Genomic DNA, 18,434 nt, shown 5'->3' with positions numbered 1-18,434 from the left:
CCATGATTGATCAACGGGGAGAGACGATGTCAGTTCCGACGGTTCCACGGATCCACCACCGCACGGTCGAGGTGTCCGGTCGACGGGTGTTCTACCGGGAGGCCGGCCCGGCCGACGCCCCGACCCTCCTGCTGCTGCACGGATTCCCGTCCGGCTCGCACCAGTTCACCCGGCTGATCGACGCCCTCGGCGGCCGCTTCCACCTGGTCGCCCCGGACTACCCGGGCTTCGGGCACAGCGAGAGCCCGTCCCCCGCGGAGTTCGACTACCGCTTCGACACCCTCGCGGACGTCCTGGAGGGCTTCTGCCTGGCACTGGGCCTGGACCGGTTCGCGATGTACGTCTTCGACTTCGGCGCCCCGGTCGGCTTCCGGCTGGCCACCCGGCACCCCGAGTGGATCACCGGCCTGGTGGTCCAGAACGGCAACGCCTACCTGGAGGGCCTCTCCGACCTGGCCCGGGGGATGATCGCCAACCGCCCCGGCGTCGAGGGCGCCGACCAGGCCGTCCGCTCGATCCTCACCGCCGAGGTGACCCGCGGCCAGTACGAGGGCGGCGCCGCCGACCCGACCGCCGTCGCCCCCGACGGCTGGACCATGGACCAGCACTTCCTGGATCTCCCGGGCCGCAAGGAGATCCAGGTCGAGCTGGCCCTGGACTACCACTCCAACCTCGCCCGCTACCCCGAGTGGCAGGCCTGGCTGCGGGCCGAGCAGCCGCCCACCCTGATCGTCTGGGGCCGCAACGACGCCTTCTTCCCCGAGCCCGGCGCCCGCGCCTACCTGCGCGATGTGCCCGGCGCCGAGCTGCACCTGTTCGACACCGGCCACTTCGCGCTGGAGGAGCGGCTTCCGGAGATCGCCCCGCTCATCGCGGACTTCCTCGGCCGCACCCAGAAGTAGCCGTCGCCGGCGTCACGGTGCCGATCGGCGCAGCACCAGCGTGACGAAGCCGAACACACCCCGGTAGCCGCCGAGCCACTCGTCCCGGTGCTCGGCGGCCACCTGGAGTGCGTCGGCGCTGTCCGGATCCTCGGGGTGGTCCAGGGCCCATTCGGTGAGCGAGCCGGTCCAGGCGAACTCGTAGTCGTCCAACTCCGCTTCGCTGCTGGCATGTCCGTACACCGGGGTCCAGCCGTCGGCCGTCACCCGGGCCACGGTGCCGCTCAGGTCCGCGAAGCCGTCGCCGAAGATCTCCAGCGAGCGCGGGTCCGGCTCACGCTGCCAGTAGCCCTCGCCGACCACCGCCACCCCGCCCGGGGCGAGCAGCGGACGGATGGCGGCCAGGGTCTGCTCCAGCCCGCCGAAGGCATGCGTGGAGCCGATGCAGAACACCGCGTCGAACGGCTCCTTCGCCTCGAACTCCCGCGCGTCCTGGTGGTGCAGGCCGATCTGCCGGGTCAGGCCCAGCCGCTCGGCGCCCTCCCGGGCCTTGGCCAGGCCCTCGGTGTCGAGGTCCACCCCGACGGCCCGCAGGGACGGCCGGGTGGCGAGCGCGCGCAGCAGCCAGGCGCCCTCCCCGCAGCCGAGATCCAGCAGGTGTTCGGCCCGTTCGGGCAGCGCCCGGGTCAGCAGTCGTTCGACGGACTCGTCGAAGAGTGGTGCGGCGATGGGGTGGTGGCGGTGGGCGATACGCGAGATCAGATGACGTTCCATCGGGCCATGATGGCGGCTGCGCCGCCGGTCCGCGCGGTATTTCCGCCCGTCCGATCAGCTCTCCTGGGGCCGGGAGTAGGTCCGGCCCTTCCAGGCCGCGCCCCGTCCGCGCCAGTGCTGCACCGCCGAGTCCACCGTCATCAGCAGGTACAGCAGCGCGGTGAACGGCAGCAGCACCGCGCCCGCCACCGGCAGCCGGTAGTAGCGCAGCATCGGGGCGAACGTCCCCGCCATCAGGGCCCAGGCCGCCGCGCCCGCGGCCGCCACCGCGGGCCGTCCGCCGAGCAGCCCGGCCGCGGTCGCCACCGGCGGCACCAGGTAGACCAGCGCCAGCCCGAGCACGGTGCCGAGCAGCAGCGCCGGCGAGTGCCGCAGCTGCGCGTACGCGCTGCGCGACACCATCCGCCACAGCTGCCCCAGCCGCGGGTACGGGCGGACGCTGTCCACCCGGTCCGCCAGCCCCAGCCAGATCCGGCCGCCGGCCCGCTTCACCGCCCGGGCCAGCGAGACGTCGTCGATCACCGCGCCGCGGATCGCCGACACCCCGCCGGCCCGCTCCAGCGCCTCGCGGCGGACCAGCGAGCAGCCGCCCGCCGCGGCCGCCGTCCGGGAACCCGGCCGGTTGCTCCACCGGAACGGGTACAGCTGGGCGAAGAAGTAGACGAAGGCCGGCACGATCAGCCGCTCCCAGCCGGTGGCCACCCGCAGCCGGGCCATCTGCGAGACCAGGTCGAGGCCCTCCTGCTCGGCCGCCTCGACCAGCGCCGCCAGCGATCCGGGCCCGTGCGCGATGTCGGCGTCGGTGAGCAGCAGGTACTCCACCGGGCCGGCCAGCCGTACGCCGTGCCGCAGCGCCCACAGCTTGCCCGTCCAGCCGTCCGGCAGCGGGGGAGGGGTGGTGACGGTGAGCGGCAGACCGCCGGCCGCTCCCAGCCCGCGGGCCAGCGCGCCGGTGCCGTCCGAGCTGTGGTCGTCGACCAGGATCACCCGGACCTCGCCCGGGTACCGCTGGGCCAGCACGCTCGGCAGGCTGACCGGCAGCACCTCGGCCTCGTCCCGGGCGGGCACCACCACGGCCACCGAGGGCCACCGCCGGTCCGGCGCCGGCCGTGCCGGACGGCGCCGGGGCAGCCGTTGGTCGGTGCGCCAGAACAGGCCGTGGCAGCAGGTCAGCCAGACCCAGGCCAGCAGGGACACCACCGGGACCCATCGCAGCACCGTCACTCCGGCAGTCTCCCGCACCCGGGGCCGCCGGGCCCGGTCAAGTAGAGTCGTGCCTTGTGAAGATCGCACTGGTGGACTCCGGACTTGGACTGCTCCCGGCCGCGGCGGCCCTGCGCCGACTGCGCCCCGACGCCGACCTCGTGCTCTCCAGTGACCCCGACGGCATGCCCTGGGGCCCGCGCACCCCGGCGGACATCGCCGAGCACGCGCTCGCCTGCGCCCGGGCCGCCGCCGCCCACCGCCCGGACGCCCTGGTGGTCGCGTGCAACACCGCCTCCGTGCACGGACTGGAGCGGCTGCGGGCCGAGCTGGAGCCCGGCCTGCCCGTGATCGGCACCGTCCCCGCGATCAAGCCCGCCGCCGCGACCGGCGCCCCGGTCGCCATCTGGGCCACCCCGGCCACCACCGGCAGCCCGTACCAGCGCGCCCTGATCGCCGAGTTCGCGGGCGCCGCCCGGGTCACCGAGGTGGCCTGCCCGGGGCTGGCCGACGCGGTCGAGCGCGGCGACGACACCGCGATCGCCGCGGCCGTCGAGGACGCCGCCGCCCGCACCCCGCACGGCACCGCCGCGATCGTGCTCGGCTGCACCCACTACGAGCTGGTCGAGGACGTCATCCGCGCCGCCGTCGCCCCCACCGCCGCCGCGGGCCTCACCTTCCACGGGTCCGCCGACGCGGTGGCCGCCCAGGCGCTGCGCCGGATCGGCGACCGGGCGGCCGCCCAGGGCAGTGGCGGTCTGACCGTCCTGCGCAGCGGCCGCGCCGAGGCGCTCCCGGAGGCGGCCGCCCACTACCGTGAGGGCCGGCTGTTCGCGGCACCCGTCCCTTCCGTCTGAACGGGCGTCAGCCTAGGATCCGGGTCGTGACCGAACGACACCTGGAATTCGAACTCCTGCACAACTTCCGAGACCTGGGCGGCTACCGCACGGCCGACGGCGGCATCGTCCGTTGGCAGCTGCTGTACCGCTCCGACTCCCTGGGCAAGCTCGCCGGGGACGATCTCAAGCGCTTCGAGGCCCTGGGTGTGGGCACGGTGATCGACCTGCGCTACCCGTGGGAGATCGAGCGGGCCGGCCGCGTCCCGGACGCCCCCGGCCTCGTCTACCACAACCTCAGTATCGAGCACCGCCCGTACGACCAGGCCGCCCTCGGGCCGGAGATCGAGACCGGCCGCTTCCTCGCCGACAAGTTCGGCGAGGTGGCCGAGGACGGTACGGCCGAGCTCGCCGAGGTGGTCCGGATCATCGCCGCGGCCGACGCGCCGCTGGTCTTCCACTGCGCGGCGGGCAAGGACCGCACCGGCATCGTCGCCGCGCTGGTGCTCTCGCTGCTCGGGGTGGACGAGGAGCAGATCGTCGCCGACTTCGCCCTCACGGCCATGGCCACCGACCGGTTCGTCGCCGACTGGCACGCCCGCAACCCCGGCCGGACACTCGGCTGGCCGGGCTACGGCACCGCCCCCGCCGAGATCATGCGCTACTTCCTCGCCGACCTGGCCGCCGCCCACGGTTCGGCGGCGGGCTACGTCGCGGACCGGCTGGACATCGGACCGGATGTGGTGGAAGCCCTGCGGGACCGGCTGCTGGCGCGCTGACCGACGCCCCCGCGGACGGGTGCCCGGGCGCGACCGCGCCCGGGCACCCGTCCGCCGCCGTTACACCGCCGCGCCGCGCCAGCGCTGCAGGGCCGGCTCCAGCCCGGACAGGATGGTGTCGAACCGCCGGGTGCTGGTGGTCGAGTCGACCTGCAGCCGGCTGATCCGCAGCGGGTGCGCGGGCAGCCGCGGCCCGAGCCGGTGGTCCGAGAGGAACCCGAGCCGGTAGCCGAGCTGGCGCAGCGCCGCGTCGGCCCGAGGGTCGTACCCGCCGTCGGGGTAGGCGAACGCCGTCGGCGCCTCGCCGAGCCACTTGTCGAGCGCCAGGTGCGCCCCGGCGATCTCGGAGTGCACGGTGGCGTCGTCGCAGCGGCCCAGCGAAGGGTGCCCCAACGTGTGGTTGCCGATCGCCACGCCGCCGGCCCGCAGCGCCCGCAGGTCCTCCGGGCAGAGCTGCTCCTGCCGCGGCGGGCGGCGGTGGGCGCTGACCCGCAGCTCGTGCAGGCTGCGCCGGCGGTCCGGATCGGGCAGTGCCTTGAGCCGGGCCAGCAGTTCGGCGGGCCGGCCGGTGGGCACCAGCCGGGCCCGGCCGCCGTGCCGGGCGAGGAAGGCCGCCTCGTGCCACCAGAACGGCTGGTCGGTGCCGATCAGCTCGGCGATCACGAAGGCGGCGGCCGGGATCCGCCGGGCGGCCAGGGCCGGCAGGGCGTGGGTCAGGACGGTGCGGTCGGTGTCGTCGAAGGTGATCAGAACGCTGCGCGGCGGCAGCGGACGGCCCTGGGCGACGGCCTGCTCCACGGCGGCCAGCGAGACCGGGGTGGCCAGCCGGCGCAGCCGGTCCAGCTGGGCGCCGAAGGACCGGGGGTCGGTCACTCCGTGGTACGCGAGCACGGCCAGCCGCTGGGCGGCCCGGGCCCGGAACAGCGGCTGGGCCGGTGAGAACCTGAGCCAGCTGCCCCGGGCGTCGGCCGGCGCGGGCGGCGCGACGGGAGCGGCGGGCGGTGCTGGGGTACTGATGGTCGTGGTCTCGGAGTGCGGCACGGTTCCCCCCTCGGTCGCCGGTGCGGCGTGGCGGTACCGTCGGAAGGCGGAGCCCGGCCTCCGACCCCGGGCACGGCGGCTCCGCCCCCGGGTGATCCGGTCCGCGGCGGGGACTCCCAACCCATGCCACGGACGGCTCCTGGATCGCTCAATGTAGTGGAGACCGCCGACACCCAAGGATGGTTGTACGGCGGACGGCGACTTTTCGCGGGGCGCGCTCGACCGTTGCGGGGGGCGCGCCGGGGGCGTACCCGGCGCTACCCGGCTGCTGTGCCGCCGGAGTCCGGTCGGGTTACCGTGGAAGGTATGGCAGACACTCGAAGTCACCAGCCGGCCACACCCCGGGCGCACCGCCAGCACCGCCATCACCAGGTCCTGCTCGTCCTGGCCGGCGCGGCCTGCCTCGTGTTCGGCATCCTGGTGGCCGTGGTGGTCCCCGACACCGAGGGGCCGGCCTGGGCGATGGCCGTGGCGGGCTGCCTGGCGGCCGGCCTGCTGATGCTCGGCCGGGCGGCCCTCGCCCGCTTCCGTCCGCGGCGCGGCGCCGCCCTCTGAGGGCTCGCCTTCGGGTGGTCGCAAACGTCCAAGATCTGGACATGACCGGTCGGACCGGCTGATTTTCGGCCTACCTACCCTCTTCTTTCACATTTCCCGGGCAGCAGCCCCATATTTCCCCCTACTGTGGGTCCCGTCGGCTCCAGCGACTGCTGTGGCCGGGCGAGAGTCCGCTTGCCGGCGCCGGGGAGGGTGCCGCAGAGGGGGGAACGATGAGCACCACCGCGGCGCCCGCGGCAGCCTCAGGCATCAGGGCGCAGGTCAAGCAACAGCTCGCCCGCGCCGCCGGCCGCGTCCCCGGAGAGGGCGCCACGGTCCTCATCTACCACCGGATCGGCGGTGGCACCGGCGACGAACTCGACGTCGCCACCACGGACTTCGCCGCCCAGGTCGACCTGCTCGCCGAGCTGCCGCCCGGCCGGGTGATCTCCCTGGACGAGGCCGCCGACCGCCTCGACGCCGGCCGCCGCACCCCCGGCACCGTGCTCACCTTCGACGACGGCTTCGCCGACGTGTACGAGAACGCCTGGCCGCTGCTCAAGGAGCGGGCCCTGCCCTTCACCGTCTACCTGACCAGCGGTCAGGTCGGCGGCGAGATGCGCTGGGAGGGCTCCACCGCGAAGGGCGAGAGCGGCCGCGGCCTCAGCTGGGAGCAGCTGAAGGAGATGACCGACTCGGGCCTGTGCACGGTCGCCAACCACACCCGTACCCACGCCCGTCCGGAGCTGCTCACCACCGCCGAGCTCGACTCCTGCAACGACGACGTCGAGCAGCACCTGGGCACCCGGCCGCGGCACTTCGCCTACACCTGGGGTGTCACCGTCCCGCACATGGAGACCGCCCTGCGGGCCCGGTTCCGGACGGCCGCCACCGGGCAGGTCGGCCGCAACCTGCCGGGCTTCGACCCGGCCCGGTTCTGCCGGGTCCCGGTCCGCCGGACGGACCCGATCGACTTCTTCCGCGCCAAGCTGTACGGCCGGCTGATCCCCGAGCGCGCCTACGCCCGGATCGTCGCCACCGCGAAGGCGGTGGGCGCCCGTGCCTGAGAGCCCCGCCCCCCGCCTGCGCGGCCCCGGCGGCCGGCCCCTGCGGGTCGCCCACCTCACCACCGTCGACATGAGCCTCCAGCTGCTGCTGGCCACCGAGCTCAAGGTCGACCTGGAGGCCGGCTTCGAGACCTACGGCATCAGCGCCCCCGGCCCGTACGTGGCACAGCTGGAGGCCATCGGCGTCCGGCACGAACCACTGCACGCGCTCACCCGGGCCTGGGAGCCGAAGGCTGACGCGGCCGCCGGCCGGGAGCTGCTGGCGGTACTGCGCCGGATCCGGCCGGACGTGCTGCACACCCACAACCCCAAGACCGGGGTGCTCGGGCGGGTGCTGGGCCGGGCGGCGCGGGTGCCGGTGGTGGTCAACACCTGCCACGGCCTCTGGGCGCAGGCCCACGACCCCTTCGCCAAGCGGGCGTTCGTGCTCGGCGCGGAGGCCTTCGCGGCCCGCTTCTCGCACGCCGAGCTGTACCAGAACGGCGAGGACCGCTCGACCCTGTCCCGGGCCGTGCCCGGCCGGCGCTCCCGGGTGGTCGGCAACGGCGTCGACCTCTCCCGGTTCACCGCCGACCCCGCCGACCGGGCCCGGATCCGCGCCGAACTCGGCGTCGAGGACGGCGAGCTGCTGGTCGGCGGCGTCGGCCGCCGGGTCGCCGAGAAGGGCATCCGCGAGTACGCCGAGAGCGCCCGCGCGCTGGCCGGCAAGGCCCGGTTCGTGTGGATCGGCCCGGAGGACCCGGACAAGCCCGACGCCCTCGGCGACGAGAGCGGCATCGACTTCCTGGGCAGCCGCAGTGACATGCCCGAGCTCTACGCCGCCCTGGACGTCTTCGTACTCCCCTCCTACCGGGAGGGGTTCTCCCGCTCCGCCATGGAGGCCGCCGCCAGCGGTCTGCCGATGGTGCTCAGCGACATCCGCGGGTGCCGGGAGATCGGCACCGACGGCGAGCACCTGCTGCTCGCACCACCCGGCGACGCCGGGGCCCTCACCACAGCGCTGGGCCGGCTTCTCACCGAGCCCACCCTGCGCGAGCAGCTGGGCGAGGCGGCCCGTCGCCGCGCCCTGGACCAGTTCGACCAGCGGGCGGTCGCCCGGGTCTCCCTGGAGACCTACGCGGCCGTGGCCAGAGCACGCGGACTGCCCTGGTCGGTCGGCTGAGCCGCACACCCGTCGCACCACAAACGTTGGGGGATTCATGCCTGTTGGGGGAGGAGCGCGGCGAGTGGGGGATCTCGCCGTCGCCTCACTGGCCGGGGCCGTCGCGGTCCCGCTCGGCCTGGTGATCGCACTGCTGATCCGCTGCACCATGGGCGGGCCGGTCATCTTCCGTCAGACCCGCACCGGCCGGGACGGGAGGGAGTTCCAGATCCTCAAGTTCCGTACCATGCGGGACAGACGTTTCACCGAGGAGGAGGACGCCCCCCGGATCACCCGGATCGGCGCCCTGCTCCGCAAGACCAGTCTGGACGAGCTGCCGCAGCTGTGGAACGTCGCACGCGGCGACATGGGCATCATCGGCCCCCGGCCGACCCTGCCCGAGCAGGTCGTCCACTACTCGCCGCGCCAGCGCGGCCGACTCGCCGTCCGGCCCGGCCTCACCGGCTGGGCCCAGGTCAGCGGCCGCAACTCGATCAGCTGGCCGGAGCGGATCGACCTCGACCTCTGGTACATCGCCAACCGGTCGCTGCTGCTCGACCTGAAGATCCTCGCCCGCACGGTGAAGGTCCTGCTGCGCCCGCAGGGGATCACCGCCGCAGGGGGCGTCAACCCCGGGTTCCCGGCCCCGACCGAGCTGCCGGTCCAGCGTGTCGTGCTGCCCCGGCAGGCGACCGCGTCCCGGCTCACCACCCAGCCCGTCCGGGCGGTCGAGGAAGCGTCCTGACCGCGTTCCGCCGTCCCACCGGGGCCGGTGCCCGCACCGCGGGCGCCGGCCCCGCCTTCTGCCCGCAGGCCCCTGGAGGAATCGTTGAGTGAGCAGTCGGCCGAGCGGTCGGCCGAGCCGTTGTGGATCGCCGGGGCCGGCGGGGTCGGCCGGGAGGCGCTGGACACGGCGCTGGCCGCCGGGGTGCCGGTGGCCGGGTTCCTGGACGACCGGGCCCGGGGGACGACCGTCCGCGGGCTGCCGGTGCTGGCGCCCGCCGAGCTGCCCGCCCGAGCGCGCTATCTGATCGGGATCGCCGATCCGGGCGTGCGCCGGCGCCTCGCCGGGTTGCTGGACGGCCTCGGCGGGGTGCCCGCCACCCTCGTCCACCCCCGGGCGCTGATCGCGCCGGAGACCGAACTCGGCCCCGGCTGTCTGGTCATGGGCGGCGCGTACGTCTCCAGCGGTGTCCGGCTCGGTGCGCACAGCCAGGTGCACTACAACGCGACGGTGGGCCACGACAGCGTCCTGGGCGAGCGGGTGACGGTCTATCCGGGCGGGAACGTCTCCGGCTCGGTGCTGCTGGCGGACGACACCACGGTGGGCAGCAACGCGGTCGTGCTGCAGGGCCGCACGGTGGGCCGGGCCGCCTTCGTCGGCGCGGCGGCCGTGGTGACCGGCGACGTGGCGCCCGGCGAGGTGGTGATCGGCTCCCCGGCCCGTCCGATGCGGCGCGGCTGAGGCCGGGCGGGGGATAGGGTCGGTGGCCATGGCCATCCCCGCGTTTCTCGCCGAACTCCGCACACTCGTCGGCACCCGTCCGCTCTGGCTCCCCGGCGTCGCGGCCGTCGTCCTGGACGACGCCGGACGGGTGCTGCTCGGCCGCCGGGCGGACGACGGCCGCTGGGCCCTGGTCGGCGGGATCCTCGACCCGGGCGAGGAGCCCGCGGACGGGGTGGTGCGGGAGTGCCTGGAGGAGACCGGCGTGCTGGTCGAGCCGGAGCGGCTGACCATGGTGTCGGTCTCACCGATGATCGAGTACCCGAACGGCGACCGCTGCCAGTACCTGGACCTGACCTTCCGCTGCCGGTACCTCTCCGGCGAGGCCCGGGTGAACGACGACGAGTCGCTGGCGGTCGCCTGGTTCGCCCAGGACGCGCTGCCGGAGCTCGACGAGTACACCACCCGACGGATCGGTCTCGCCCTCGACTTCAAGGGCGAGACCGTCTTCGGCTACGCGGGGCCGCCGGCCTGACCGGGCCGACGGGCCGTCGGAGTGCCGGTCAGAGCGTCCGGAACCACGCGGCGGTGCGCTCCAGGCCCTCCCGCAGCGGCACCGGCACCACCTCCGGGAAGAGTTCGCGCAGCCGGGAGTTGTCCGCCTGCGAGTCGCGGACGTCGCCCGGGCGGGGGTCGACGTGCTCCGCCCGCACCTCGGCGCCGAGCACCGAGCCCAGCTCGCCGATCAGCTCCAGCAGGCTGGTCCGGGTGCCGAAGGCCAGGTTCACCGGGTCCGGGTGGACCACCCGGCGCAGCACCGCCTCGGTGATCACCTGGGTGACCGTGCCGACGTAGGTGAAGTCCCGGCTCTGGCCGCCGTCACCGTGCACCGTCACCGGACGCCCGGCCAGCGCGGCGTCCAGGAAGGCGGGCACCACGGCGGCGTACGCGTGGCCGGCGGGCTGCAGCGGGCCGAAGACGTTGAAGAACCGCAGCGGCAGCACGCCCAGGCCGTAGCAGTGGTGGAACGCCCCCAGGTACGCCTCGGTGGCCAGCTTGCTGACCGCGTACGGGCTCATCGGGGCGGTGCGCATGGTCTCGCGCTTGGGCAGCTCCCGGTTGGCCCCGTAGACCGAGGACGAGGAGGCCGCCGCCACGTACAGGCCGCCGGCCCGGCGGGCCGCCTCCAGGACCTCCAGGGTGCCGGTGGCGTTGGCGTGGTGGCTGGCCAGCGGGTCGGCCACCGAGCGCGGCACGGACGGCAGCGCGGCCAGGTGCACCACGGCGTCGGCGCCGGTGAAGGCGGTGTCCAGCAGCTCGCGGTCCAGGATGGTGCCTTCGAAGAGGGTCACGTCGACCCCCTCCAGGTTGGACTTCCGGCCGGTGACGAAGTTGTCGACCACCCGGACCTCGGTCACCTCGGGGCGGGCCAGCAGGGCCCGTGCGAGATTGGCGCCGATGAAACCTGCCCCGCCGGTCACGACCACACGCATGGCTGGGACTCCCCCCAAATCGGGCACGGAACCTCCCCGCCCCGCGCACTGACCCGATGCTAGCGGCGCACCGTCCGCCGCGTGGCCGATCGCTCCTCAAATGCCCGTTCTGCCTCAGATCTTGTGCTGGCGGAAGGTCTCCTCGGCGGCGTCCAGGACGGCCGAGAGGTCCCCGCCGGCGGTGGCGGTGACCACCGCGGCCACCGCTCCCTCCACGAACGGCGCGTCGGCGAAGCGGACCGGGAACGGCAGCCCGTGCTCGTCCGCCTGGGAGAGCAGCGCCAGTACGGTGCTCACCGCGGTGTCCAGGTCGCACAGGACGGCGACCCCGTGCCCCTGGTCCACCCGGCGGGCCGCGGCCGCGATCAGGACGGCGCTGGTGCCCAGGCCGTCCGCGAGGCTGCCCCCGGTGGCCGCCACCGGGGCCGGGTCGCCGCTCTCGGCCAGTGCCAGCGCCAGGGCGCGGACGGCGAGGGCGAGTTCCTGGCTGTGCGAGACCAGCACCACGCCGACCCGCCCGAGTCCGGTGGGCCGGCTCGGGCGCGGCACCGAGGCGGTCCTCGGGTCGCCCGGGGCGGACGGGGCGTCAGAGATGGGGATGACATCGGCGCTCACGGCGTCCCGGCGGTCCATCGGCGGCTCCCTGGGTCGTGCCTTCGGGTACGGCGTTGTGACGGTGGGCCGGTCCTCGACCGGGGTCCCGGCCCGCGGCGGGCCCGGGGCACCACTCTCGCAGCCGCCCGGGCCGAGCGGGCTGAAGCTCGCCGAGCCGGTGCATAGCACAGCGGCGCTCCGGGGCGGGGGCGGATCACCGCTTAATGGCCCGCCCCGGGGAGGAAGTCCGGGCGATCCGCCGCCGTCCCGCCCGGGCCTGGCTAGGGTGGGCCTTCGGACGGATCGGGAGGAGCACGGCATGAGTACGAGTGTCGAGAGCAGTGGCACGGAGGTCCTGCCCGCGGGCAAGCCGGTGCTGGATCTGACCGGGGCCGAGTGGCTGTCCAGCAGCCAGGGAGCCGCCCCGGAGACCGGAGAGGTCCAGATCGCCTTCGTCGAGGGCTACATCGCGATGCGGGACAGCCGCGATCCGGACGGTCCGGCGCTCATCTTCACGCCGGCGGAGTGGCGGGCCTTCGTCCTCGGCGCCCGCGACGGGGAGTTCGACCTCACCTGAGAGCCGGCGCACATCCCGGGGTCTCGCGGCACTGCGCGGGCCCCGGGGTGCCACCGGGTGCGCCCCGCTGAACCTTTGGTGTCGGTCCGGGGCCCGATGAGGTCACAAATGAATTCTGATGGACCGGTACTTGTTGACTGTTCGACAAGCATCGGATCACAGTAAGAGCAGGCAGACGCCGTGCCCACCGCCCCCACGCGGTAATGGCACGGCGCCCGCTGTGTTGCCCGTCATCGGCGCCGATGACGAACTCCTCCCGTGGTGATCCCCTGACCGCACCGAGGTGCGGTGCCGGTCCCGGCCCCACCAGAGGGCCGGCAGTCGCCGGGAGGACGGCCCCGCCCGCCGAGAGCTACTCGGAAGTCGGTGCCTCGCCCGGGATCCGCACGCCCCCACGCGGCGGTGTCCCGGGCAAGGTCCGCGGATGCGACAGGCCGGGGCCCCGCGAACCTGGTCTGTGAAGTTGTGTCGGTGCCCCCCGTGGACGGTGGTCCCGGGCGGCCCCGGTGGCCGGTCGGAGTCGAGCTGGTCGAACAACTGGTCCGCACGACGATGTGCACAGCGAGGAGACGCGAAAAAGGCGCGCTGGGACAAGCCGCCCCCCGGTGGGCCTAGCCCACAGCGGCTGTCGTGCTGAACCGAACGTAGCCCGGACGGTTGCTCAGAGTCAACATTGGTCCCTGAGCGTAGATCTCGGCCTGATCGCCCCCCGGACGCAGGGCGGCCGGTAGCGGGCACGTACGATGGTGTCATGTCATTTCTCCGCCGTCGCTCCGGCTCGCCCGCCGGCCCGGACTTCGACGTGCTCGCGATGGACCCGGGCGACTGGCCCGGCCACTTCGGGGCCATGATGATGACCGGCACGGACGGCTCCTGCCAGGGGATCTTCCTCCGGTACGACCTGCTCGGCGGCAGAGGTCCGGCGATGTTCATCGGCAACCTGCCCGAGAGCTCCCCGGCCCGGGAGTCCGAGGACGGCGTCCCCTTCGAGGTCCGGCAGCTGCTGGCCGCCCTGGAGCACGAGGAGCCGGTCGACCTGGTCTCGGCCGAGGACTTCCCGGTCCTGCTCGGCGACGACCTGCTGATCGTCAAGAAGGTGAAGGTCTCCGAGGAGCGGGTGTTCTGCTCCCAGTTCGGGCGCAGCGACGGTGTCCAGGTGACCATCGCCTCCTGGGACCGGCCGATCTCGGACGATCTCTACCAGCTGCTCAAGCCGCTGCCCGCCGACATGTTCAAGCAGGGCTGATCCGGGCCTTCGGAGCCCGCCCCCACCTCGCTTGACGGTATCGATCAGCCCTTCGTACAGTCACGACCATGTCACGTCGTCTCCCGTTGCTGACCCGCCGCAGGCATGTCGACCTGCGGCGCACCGCCGGTGCGTCGTGTCCGGGCCACTGAGGCGGAGCCGAACGCTCCGCCCGTGGCACCCGGTCGGCCGGTCGGCCGTTCCTCCTCCGCCCCGGCGCCCGGGGTGCCGCATTCCGTCGGCGCACGCCCGTCCGCGTGCCACCCGCACCATGCCGCATCCCACGCTGCCGCCCGGAGGCACCCGCTCATGACCCAGACCGCCGGCTCCGCCGTCGAGGACCGGACCGCCGTCACCGAGGCGCTCGCCCGCCTGCCCCGGGTCGTCGACCTGCTGGCCGCCCGGGCCGAGGAGCACGACCGCGACGGCACCTTCCCGTACCAGGGCATCGAAGCCGTCCACGAAGCCGGCCTGCTCACCCTGACGGTGGCTCAGAAGTACGGCGGTGCGGGCGGCACGCTCGCCGACACCGTCCGGGTACTGGCCCAACTCGGCCGCGGCGACGCCTCGGTGGCCGTGCTCACCGCCTTCACCCTGCTCCAGCACGCCGAACAGGCCAGGACCGGGGCCTGGCCCGCGGCCGGCTACCGCCGCCTGCTCACCGAGTCCCGGCGCGGCCCGGCACTGGTGAACACCCTGCGCGCCGAGCCCGAGGGGGCCGGCCCGCTGCCCGCGACCGTCGCCCGCTGGGACGGCGAGGCCTGGCTGCTGACGGGCCGCAAGGCCGACTGCGCCGGGGCCGAGGCGCTGGCCTGGATGGCCGTCTGGGCCAGGACCGAGGAGCCGGTGCCCCGGGTGGGCACCTTCCTGGTGCGCGGGGACAGCGAAGGGGTCGAGATCGACCCGACCTGGGACCAGCTCGGCCTGCGGGCCAGCGCCGGCCACGACGTGATCCTGGATTCTGTCCGGGTCGGGCCCGAGGGCGCGCTGAAGCTGGCCGCGCCCGGCACCGCCGGTGCGGCCGAGTCGGCGGCCGCCGAGACCAGCCGGGCCTGGCACGACCTGGCCCTGTGCGCCGTCCACCTCGGAGTGGCGCGGGCGGCCCAGGAGTGGCTGGTCCGCTTCCTGCAGCAGCGCACCCCGGCCAACCTCACGGAGCCGCTGGCCACGCTGCCGCGCTACCGCAGCGCGCTCGGCGAGATCGAGGCCGCCCTGATCGGCGCCGAGGAACTGGTGTACGGACTGGCGGCCGGCGTCGACCGTGGCGAGGCCTCGGCGACGGCCCGCACCGGGGCGGCCCAACTACTCGTCAACCGGGCCGTCACGGGGGCCGTCCAGCAGGCGGTGGCGCTCACCGGGAATCCGGGGCTGAGCCGTCGCCACCCGCTGGAGCGCTACCTGCGGGACGTCCTGAGCGGGCGGACGCACTTCCCCGCGGACGAGGTCGTCCTGGAGGCCACCGGCCGTGCCGTCCTGGACCGGGCGGCCCGCCGGTCCTGAGCGGGCCGGGCCCGCTACCGGGTGCCGACCGCCGCCCGGACCGCACGACGGGCCAGCGCCGCGTCGTCGTACAGCCGGCGGATCATGATCCGCTGCTCCTCGCCGGCGCCCGGTACGTCGTGCAGGCGGATCTCCCGCATCAGCACCAGCACCAGGTTCACCAGGAACGCGTCGCGGGCCAGCGTGCCACCGGACTGCGCCAGCTGGCTGATCTGGCGCCGCGCCGCGCTGTCCCCGGAGAGCACGCTCCACAGCACCGCCAGGTCGTACCCGGGCAGGTACCAGCCGGCCTCCTCCCAGTCCAGCAGCACCGGGCCGGACGGCGCGAGCAGCAGGTTGCCGAGCAGCGCGTCGCCGTGGCAGAGCTGCCACGGGGTGTGCGCCAGCCCGTGCAGCAGCTGCCGCAGGTCACCGGCGTCCCGGTCGGTGAGCTGGCCGACGGAGTGGTACCTGGCCACCTCCAGCTGGTAGTCCAGCGGCTTGCCGAAGACGTCCGTCGGAGGGCGCCACAGGTTGAGCGTGCGGACGGCGCCGAGCACCGCGCGCACCTCGCCCGGGGTGGGAGCGTTCACCGGGTGCCGCTCCCGGGCCGCCGGGCGGCCCGGCACCCGCTCCAGCACCAGCACGCAGCGGTCCTGGTCGGCGGCGACCAGGCGCGGCAGCCGGACCGGCGGACGGTGCCGGACGAACGCCCGGTAGACCGCGATCTCGTGGTGGAAACGCTCCACCAGCTGCTCGCTCTGCGGGCCGCGGACGGCCTGCGGCGACAGGCACTTGGCGACCACGGGCGCCCGGCCGATGGTGCCCGCGACGAGGATGTGGCGGCTGCCCTCCCGGAGCACCTGGCGGGGGAGGAAGGCGGGACATATCCGCGAGATGTTGGCGAGCGCGGCCCGGACGGCGGGCGTCTGCAGCGCGGCCGGGTCGACCCGGTCCACGAACCCTTCGGGGGAGCGGGAGTTCAACAGCCGCCCGGCCGCGGCGCGGTGGCCGACGGGCTCGGCCGGACGGGTCGCCAGCGCGGTCCGGGCGCCGAGCGTCCGGGGGTCGCGCAGCTCCCCGCCGCGCGGGGCCGGGCGGCCGCCGGTGGCGGTGGGCGGCCGCAGGCCGGTACGGGCCTGGCCGTTGGTGTAGCGCGGAGCGCCGCCGTCGAGGGTGGTGGGATTCGACGGGCGGGCGCCGGTGCTGGCGGAGGAGTACATGGGCTGGTGAGGGTCCCTTCCTGGCCGACGGCGACTGGACGTCCCGGCGGTTCCTGGTTCCGCCGGGGGCCGGCCGGGGTGGAGTGCGGGCGTCGGGCGCGGAGCCGGCGTGCCGGCGGCCTTCCGCACCCTGGGGAAATGCGGTCGACCCCGAACAGCCGTGCCGTGCCCGACGCCCCCGCGCCACCCGGCCGCGCCACCCCTTCGGACGATGCCCCCACAGGCCCGCTGACGGGCCGTCGGAGCATGCCGGGCCCGGAATCCGGGCCCGCTCGACCGAGGTCGAGGTGGCGCACTCCTACCTGACACCCGATCAGCACTGGTACACCATCTGGCGGACCCTGGCGAAGCCTGGCGAATGGTCGCGTGGCACATGACAGTGCCATTAGTGTCGAAGACAGCCGAGGAACCTGGGGGCTTCACGTGAGCAAGGGGCCGAACAGCCGACTCGCCGACCTCTTCGCCCTGACCGGATGGTCCAAGGGCGAGCTGGCCAGGCTGGTCAACCGACGCGGTGCGGCGATGGGGCAGCAGCAACTGTCCACCGACACCTCGCGGGTGCGGCGCTGGATCGAGCAGGGGGAGATCCCCCGCGATCCGGTGCCGAGGGTGCTGGCCGCCGTGTTCACGGAGCGGCTCGGCCGTGTCGTCACCACTGAGGACCTCGGTCTGGAACGACACCGGCCCACCAGGACAGGCACGGTCGCCGCGTCTGCGTCGGAACAACCCTGGGAGCCGGATCGGACGGCTGCGGTCCTCACCGAGTTCACGGGAATGGACCTCATGCTGAACCGACGCGGTCTGGTGGGCGCGGGAGCCGCGCTCGCCGCGGGCACCGTCATCGCAGACAACCTCCACGACTGGCTCACCGGCGGCGACGTGGCCCACGCGGCCGACCGGCCCGGTCCCCGGCAGGTCATCACCCAGGGCGGCCCGCGGCCGGTCGTCGACGTGTACGACGCGGGGCCGGTCGGCTCCGAGGAGGTCACCGCCCTCGAACGTTCGGTCGAGGTGTTCCGGGCCTGGGACGCCTCCCGCGGTGGCGGCCTCCAGCGCAAGGCCGTGGTCGGCCAGCTGAACGAGGTCGGCGGCCTGCTGACCCACCGCCACCAGCCCGCGCTGGAACGCAGACTCTGGACGGTGGCCGCCAACCTCGCGGTGCTGGCCGGCTGGATGTCCCACGACGTCGGCCTGGAGCCCACCGCCCAGCGCTACTTCGTGATCGCCGCACAGGCCGCGAAGGAGGCCGACGACCGCCCCCGGGCCGGCGAGGCGATCTCCCGGGCGGCCCGTCAGATGCTGCACCTCGGCCGGGCCGACGACGCCCTGGAGCTGATGCAGCTCGCCCGGGCCAGCGCGGGCGAGCGGGCGCAGCCCCGCACCCGCGCCATGCTGCACACGGTCGAGGCCTGGGCGCAGGCCTCGCTCGGCCGCTCCGAGGCCACCCGGCAGGTGCTCGGCGAGGCCGAGGAGCTGTTCGTCCAGGAGCCCCGGGAAGCCCCGCCGAGCTGGATGCAACTGTTCAACGAGGCCGAGCTGCACGGCATGCAGGCGCTGGTCTACCGCACCCTCGCCGAACACGACCCCGGCGCCGCCCGGCTGGCCGAGCACCACGCCCGGAAGGCCATCGAGCTGCGGGCCGGCAAGGGCCGCGAGCGCTCGGCGCTGCTGGACCGGATCACCCTCGCCTCCGTCTACTGGATCTCCGGCGAACCCGACGCGGCCCTGGTGCAGGCCAAACTCGCGCTGGCGGCGATCAGCCAGACCTCCTCCCTGCGCACCTGGGACCGGATGCGCGAGATGTACCGGCTGGCCGGCCGTTACCAGGGCCTGCCGGCCGTGGCCGAGCTGCGGGAGGAGATCACGGCGGCACTTCCGGGCAGGCGGCTCGCGGTCTGAGGGCACCGGCCGACCCGGGGCCGACCCCGGTCCGGCCGCCGTGGCGGAGGACGGTTCCGACACGAAGCGTCCCCGTGCGAGTGCGGTCGGTGAGCGGGACGGTGGGGGCGACCCTCCCACGGCCCTGTCCGTCCTGTGAGGGCTTCGTCCCGTTCGTCCGGCGCATGTGGTGGGACATATGCGGATCCGGTGCGCAGCCTCCGGGCACGGCTGGGTCTCCTCG

General features: G+C 74.5%; 20 protein-coding genes. 14 read left to right on the top strand and 6 right to left on the bottom strand.

The window, feature by feature from the left end; genetic code table 11:
• Positions 1-26: 26 nt before the first annotated feature.
• Entirely contained in the window at positions 27-902 is an 876-nt protein-coding gene (locus tag OG871_RS08580; RefSeq protein WP_371495599.1) for an alpha/beta fold hydrolase, read from the top strand.
• Positions 903-914: 12 nt separating this feature from the next.
• Here OG871_RS08580 and OG871_RS08575 read toward each other — a convergent pair whose 3' ends face one another.
• Together OG871_RS08575 and OG871_RS08570 are read right to left on the bottom strand one after the other, a co-directional pair.
• Positions 915-1,655 carry a cyclopropane-fatty-acyl-phospholipid synthase family protein gene (locus OG871_RS08575; protein ID WP_371495598.1) on the bottom strand — a complete coding sequence of 247 codons (741 nt, stop codon included), beginning with the start codon at positions 1,653-1,655 and terminating at the stop codon, positions 915-917.
• Between the two features lie 54 nt (positions 1,656-1,709).
• Positions 1,710-2,879 carry a glycosyltransferase gene (locus OG871_RS08570; protein ID WP_371495596.1) on the bottom strand — a complete coding sequence of 390 codons (1,170 nt, stop codon included), beginning with the start codon at positions 2,877-2,879 and terminating at the stop codon, positions 1,710-1,712.
• A 56-nt stretch (positions 2,880-2,935) separates the two neighbouring features.
• Here OG871_RS08570 and OG871_RS08565 point away from each other — a divergent pair, with 56 nt between their 5' ends.
• Together OG871_RS08565 and OG871_RS08560 are read left to right on the top strand one after the other, a co-directional pair.
• The gene (locus OG871_RS08565; RefSeq protein WP_371495594.1) at positions 2,936-3,715 is read left to right on the top strand and encodes a glutamate racemase; all 780 of its coding nucleotides are present in this window, start codon (positions 2,936-2,938) and stop codon (positions 3,713-3,715) included.
• A gap of 26 nt (positions 3,716-3,741) precedes the next feature.
• Positions 3,742-4,473, top strand: coding sequence for a tyrosine-protein phosphatase (locus OG871_RS08560; protein WP_371495592.1), 732 nt, complete (start codon positions 3,742-3,744; stop codon positions 4,471-4,473).
• Between the two features lie 60 nt (positions 4,474-4,533).
• On the opposite strand, the gene OG871_RS08555 is transcribed toward OG871_RS08560, so the two are convergent.
• Positions 4,534-5,514, bottom strand: a complete 981-nt coding sequence (locus tag OG871_RS08555) for a polysaccharide deacetylase family protein (RefSeq protein WP_371495590.1) — start codon at positions 5,512-5,514, stop codon at positions 4,534-4,536.
• A gap of 306 nt (positions 5,515-5,820) precedes the next feature.
• Between OG871_RS08555 and OG871_RS08550 the strand changes: the two genes are divergently transcribed.
• From OG871_RS08550 to OG871_RS08525, 6 genes are all read left to right on the top strand, one after another.
• Positions 5,821-6,069 carry a hypothetical protein gene (locus OG871_RS08550; RefSeq protein WP_371495589.1) on the top strand — a complete coding sequence of 83 codons (249 nt, stop codon included), beginning with the start codon at positions 5,821-5,823 and terminating at the stop codon, positions 6,067-6,069.
• Positions 6,070-6,281: 212 nt separating this feature from the next.
• Positions 6,282-7,115, top strand: coding sequence for a polysaccharide deacetylase family protein (locus OG871_RS08545; RefSeq protein WP_371495588.1), 834 nt, complete (start codon positions 6,282-6,284; stop codon positions 7,113-7,115).
• Positions 7,108-8,277, top strand: coding sequence for a glycosyltransferase family 4 protein (locus OG871_RS08540; RefSeq protein ID WP_371495586.1), 1,170 nt, complete (start codon positions 7,108-7,110; stop codon positions 8,275-8,277). Before OG871_RS08545 ends, OG871_RS08540 begins: the two co-directional genes overlap by 8 nt.
• A gap of 64 nt (positions 8,278-8,341) precedes the next feature.
• Entirely contained in the window at positions 8,342-9,001 is a 660-nt protein-coding gene (locus OG871_RS08535; RefSeq protein WP_371495584.1) for a sugar transferase, read from the top strand.
• An 84-nt stretch (positions 9,002-9,085) separates the two neighbouring features.
• Complete coding sequence (locus tag OG871_RS08530; RefSeq protein ID WP_371495583.1) at positions 9,086-9,721, top strand: NeuD/PglB/VioB family sugar acetyltransferase; 636 nt, start codon at positions 9,086-9,088, stop codon at positions 9,719-9,721.
• Positions 9,722-9,749: 28 nt separating this feature from the next.
• Entirely contained in the window at positions 9,750-10,235 is a 486-nt protein-coding gene (locus OG871_RS08525; RefSeq protein WP_371495581.1) for an NUDIX domain-containing protein, read from the top strand.
• 28 nt (positions 10,236-10,263) lie between these two features.
• Here the strand turns inward: OG871_RS08525 and OG871_RS08520 are convergent, their stop codons facing one another.
• Both OG871_RS08520 and OG871_RS08515 read right to left on the bottom strand, forming a co-directional pair.
• Positions 10,264-11,193, bottom strand: coding sequence for an NAD-dependent epimerase/dehydratase family protein (locus OG871_RS08520; RefSeq protein WP_371495579.1), 930 nt, complete (start codon positions 11,191-11,193; stop codon positions 10,264-10,266).
• Between the two features lie 114 nt (positions 11,194-11,307).
• Entirely contained in the window at positions 11,308-11,826 is a 519-nt protein-coding gene (locus OG871_RS08515; protein WP_371495578.1) for a PTS-dependent dihydroxyacetone kinase phosphotransferase subunit DhaM, read from the bottom strand.
• A gap of 280 nt (positions 11,827-12,106) precedes the next feature.
• On the opposite strand from OG871_RS08515, the gene OG871_RS08510 reads away from it, so the two are divergent.
• The 4 genes from OG871_RS08510 to OG871_RS08495 all read left to right on the top strand — a co-directional run bounded on the left by OG871_RS08510 (position 12,107) and on the right by OG871_RS08495 (position 15,110).
• The gene (locus OG871_RS08510) at positions 12,107-12,364 is read left to right on the top strand and encodes a DUF397 domain-containing protein (protein ID WP_371495577.1); all 258 of its coding nucleotides are present in this window, start codon (positions 12,107-12,109) and stop codon (positions 12,362-12,364) included.
• 751 nt (positions 12,365-13,115) lie between these two features.
• Positions 13,116-13,610 carry a hypothetical protein gene (locus tag OG871_RS08505; protein WP_371495575.1) on the top strand — a complete coding sequence of 165 codons (495 nt, stop codon included), beginning with the start codon at positions 13,116-13,118 and terminating at the stop codon, positions 13,608-13,610.
• Between the two features lie 68 nt (positions 13,611-13,678).
• Entirely contained in the window at positions 13,679-13,762 is an 84-nt protein-coding gene (locus tag OG871_RS08500; RefSeq protein ID WP_371503245.1) for a putative leader peptide, read from the top strand.
• 157 nt (positions 13,763-13,919) lie between these two features.
• Positions 13,920-15,110: an acyl-CoA dehydrogenase family protein gene (locus OG871_RS08495; protein WP_371495573.1), complete on the top strand. Its 1,191-nt coding sequence runs from the start codon at positions 13,920-13,922 to the stop codon at positions 15,108-15,110.
• A 14-nt stretch (positions 15,111-15,124) separates the two neighbouring features.
• Here the strand turns inward: OG871_RS08495 and OG871_RS08490 are convergent, their stop codons facing one another.
• Positions 15,125-16,312, bottom strand: a complete 1,188-nt coding sequence (locus OG871_RS08490; RefSeq protein ID WP_371495572.1) for an aminoglycoside phosphotransferase family protein — start codon at positions 16,310-16,312, stop codon at positions 15,125-15,127.
• Positions 16,313-16,735: 423 nt separating this feature from the next.
• On the opposite strand from OG871_RS08490, the gene OG871_RS08485 reads away from it, so the two are divergent.
• Positions 16,736-18,211, top strand: a complete 1,476-nt coding sequence (locus OG871_RS08485; RefSeq protein ID WP_371495570.1) for a hypothetical protein — start codon at positions 16,736-16,738, stop codon at positions 18,209-18,211.
• The last annotated feature ends 223 nt before the right edge of the window (positions 18,212-18,434 follow it).

Source organism: Kitasatospora sp. NBC_00374 (assembly GCF_041434935.1).
In the GTDB taxonomy this organism is placed as follows: Bacteria; Actinomycetota; Actinomycetes; order Streptomycetales; family Streptomycetaceae; genus Kitasatospora.
The sequence above is the reverse complement of the archived record's forward strand: the minus strand, read 5'-3'. Positions and strand labels throughout refer to the sequence as shown.

Coding starts and splice junctions, on each gene's coding strand:
- OG871_RS08580 (WP_371495599.1), top strand. CDS start 27: ATGTCAGTTCCGACGGTTCCACGGATCCACCACCGCACGGTCGAGGTG.
- OG871_RS08575 (WP_371495598.1), bottom strand. CDS start 1,655: ATGGAACGTCATCTGATCTCGCGTATCGCCCACCGCCACCACCCCATC.
- OG871_RS08550 (WP_371495589.1), top strand. CDS start 5,821: ATGGCAGACACTCGAAGTCACCAGCCGGCCACACCCCGGGCGCACCGC.
- OG871_RS08545 (WP_371495588.1), top strand. CDS start 6,282: ATGAGCACCACCGCGGCGCCCGCGGCAGCCTCAGGCATCAGGGCGCAG.
- OG871_RS08525 (WP_371495581.1), top strand. CDS start 9,750: ATGGCCATCCCCGCGTTTCTCGCCGAACTCCGCACACTCGTCGGCACC.
- OG871_RS08520 (WP_371495579.1), bottom strand. CDS start 11,193: ATGCGTGTGGTCGTGACCGGCGGGGCAGGTTTCATCGGCGCCAATCTC.
- OG871_RS08515 (WP_371495578.1), bottom strand. CDS start 11,826: ATGGACCGCCGGGACGCCGTGAGCGCCGATGTCATCCCCATCTCTGAC.
- OG871_RS08510 (WP_371495577.1), top strand. CDS start 12,107: ATGAGTACGAGTGTCGAGAGCAGTGGCACGGAGGTCCTGCCCGCGGGC.
- OG871_RS08505 (WP_371495575.1), top strand. CDS start 13,116: ATGTCATTTCTCCGCCGTCGCTCCGGCTCGCCCGCCGGCCCGGACTTC.
- OG871_RS08500 (WP_371503245.1), top strand. CDS start 13,679: ATGTCACGTCGTCTCCCGTTGCTGACCCGCCGCAGGCATGTCGACCTG.
- OG871_RS08495 (WP_371495573.1), top strand. CDS start 13,920: ATGACCCAGACCGCCGGCTCCGCCGTCGAGGACCGGACCGCCGTCACC.
- OG871_RS08490 (WP_371495572.1), bottom strand. CDS start 16,312: ATGTACTCCTCCGCCAGCACCGGCGCCCGCCCGTCGAATCCCACCACC.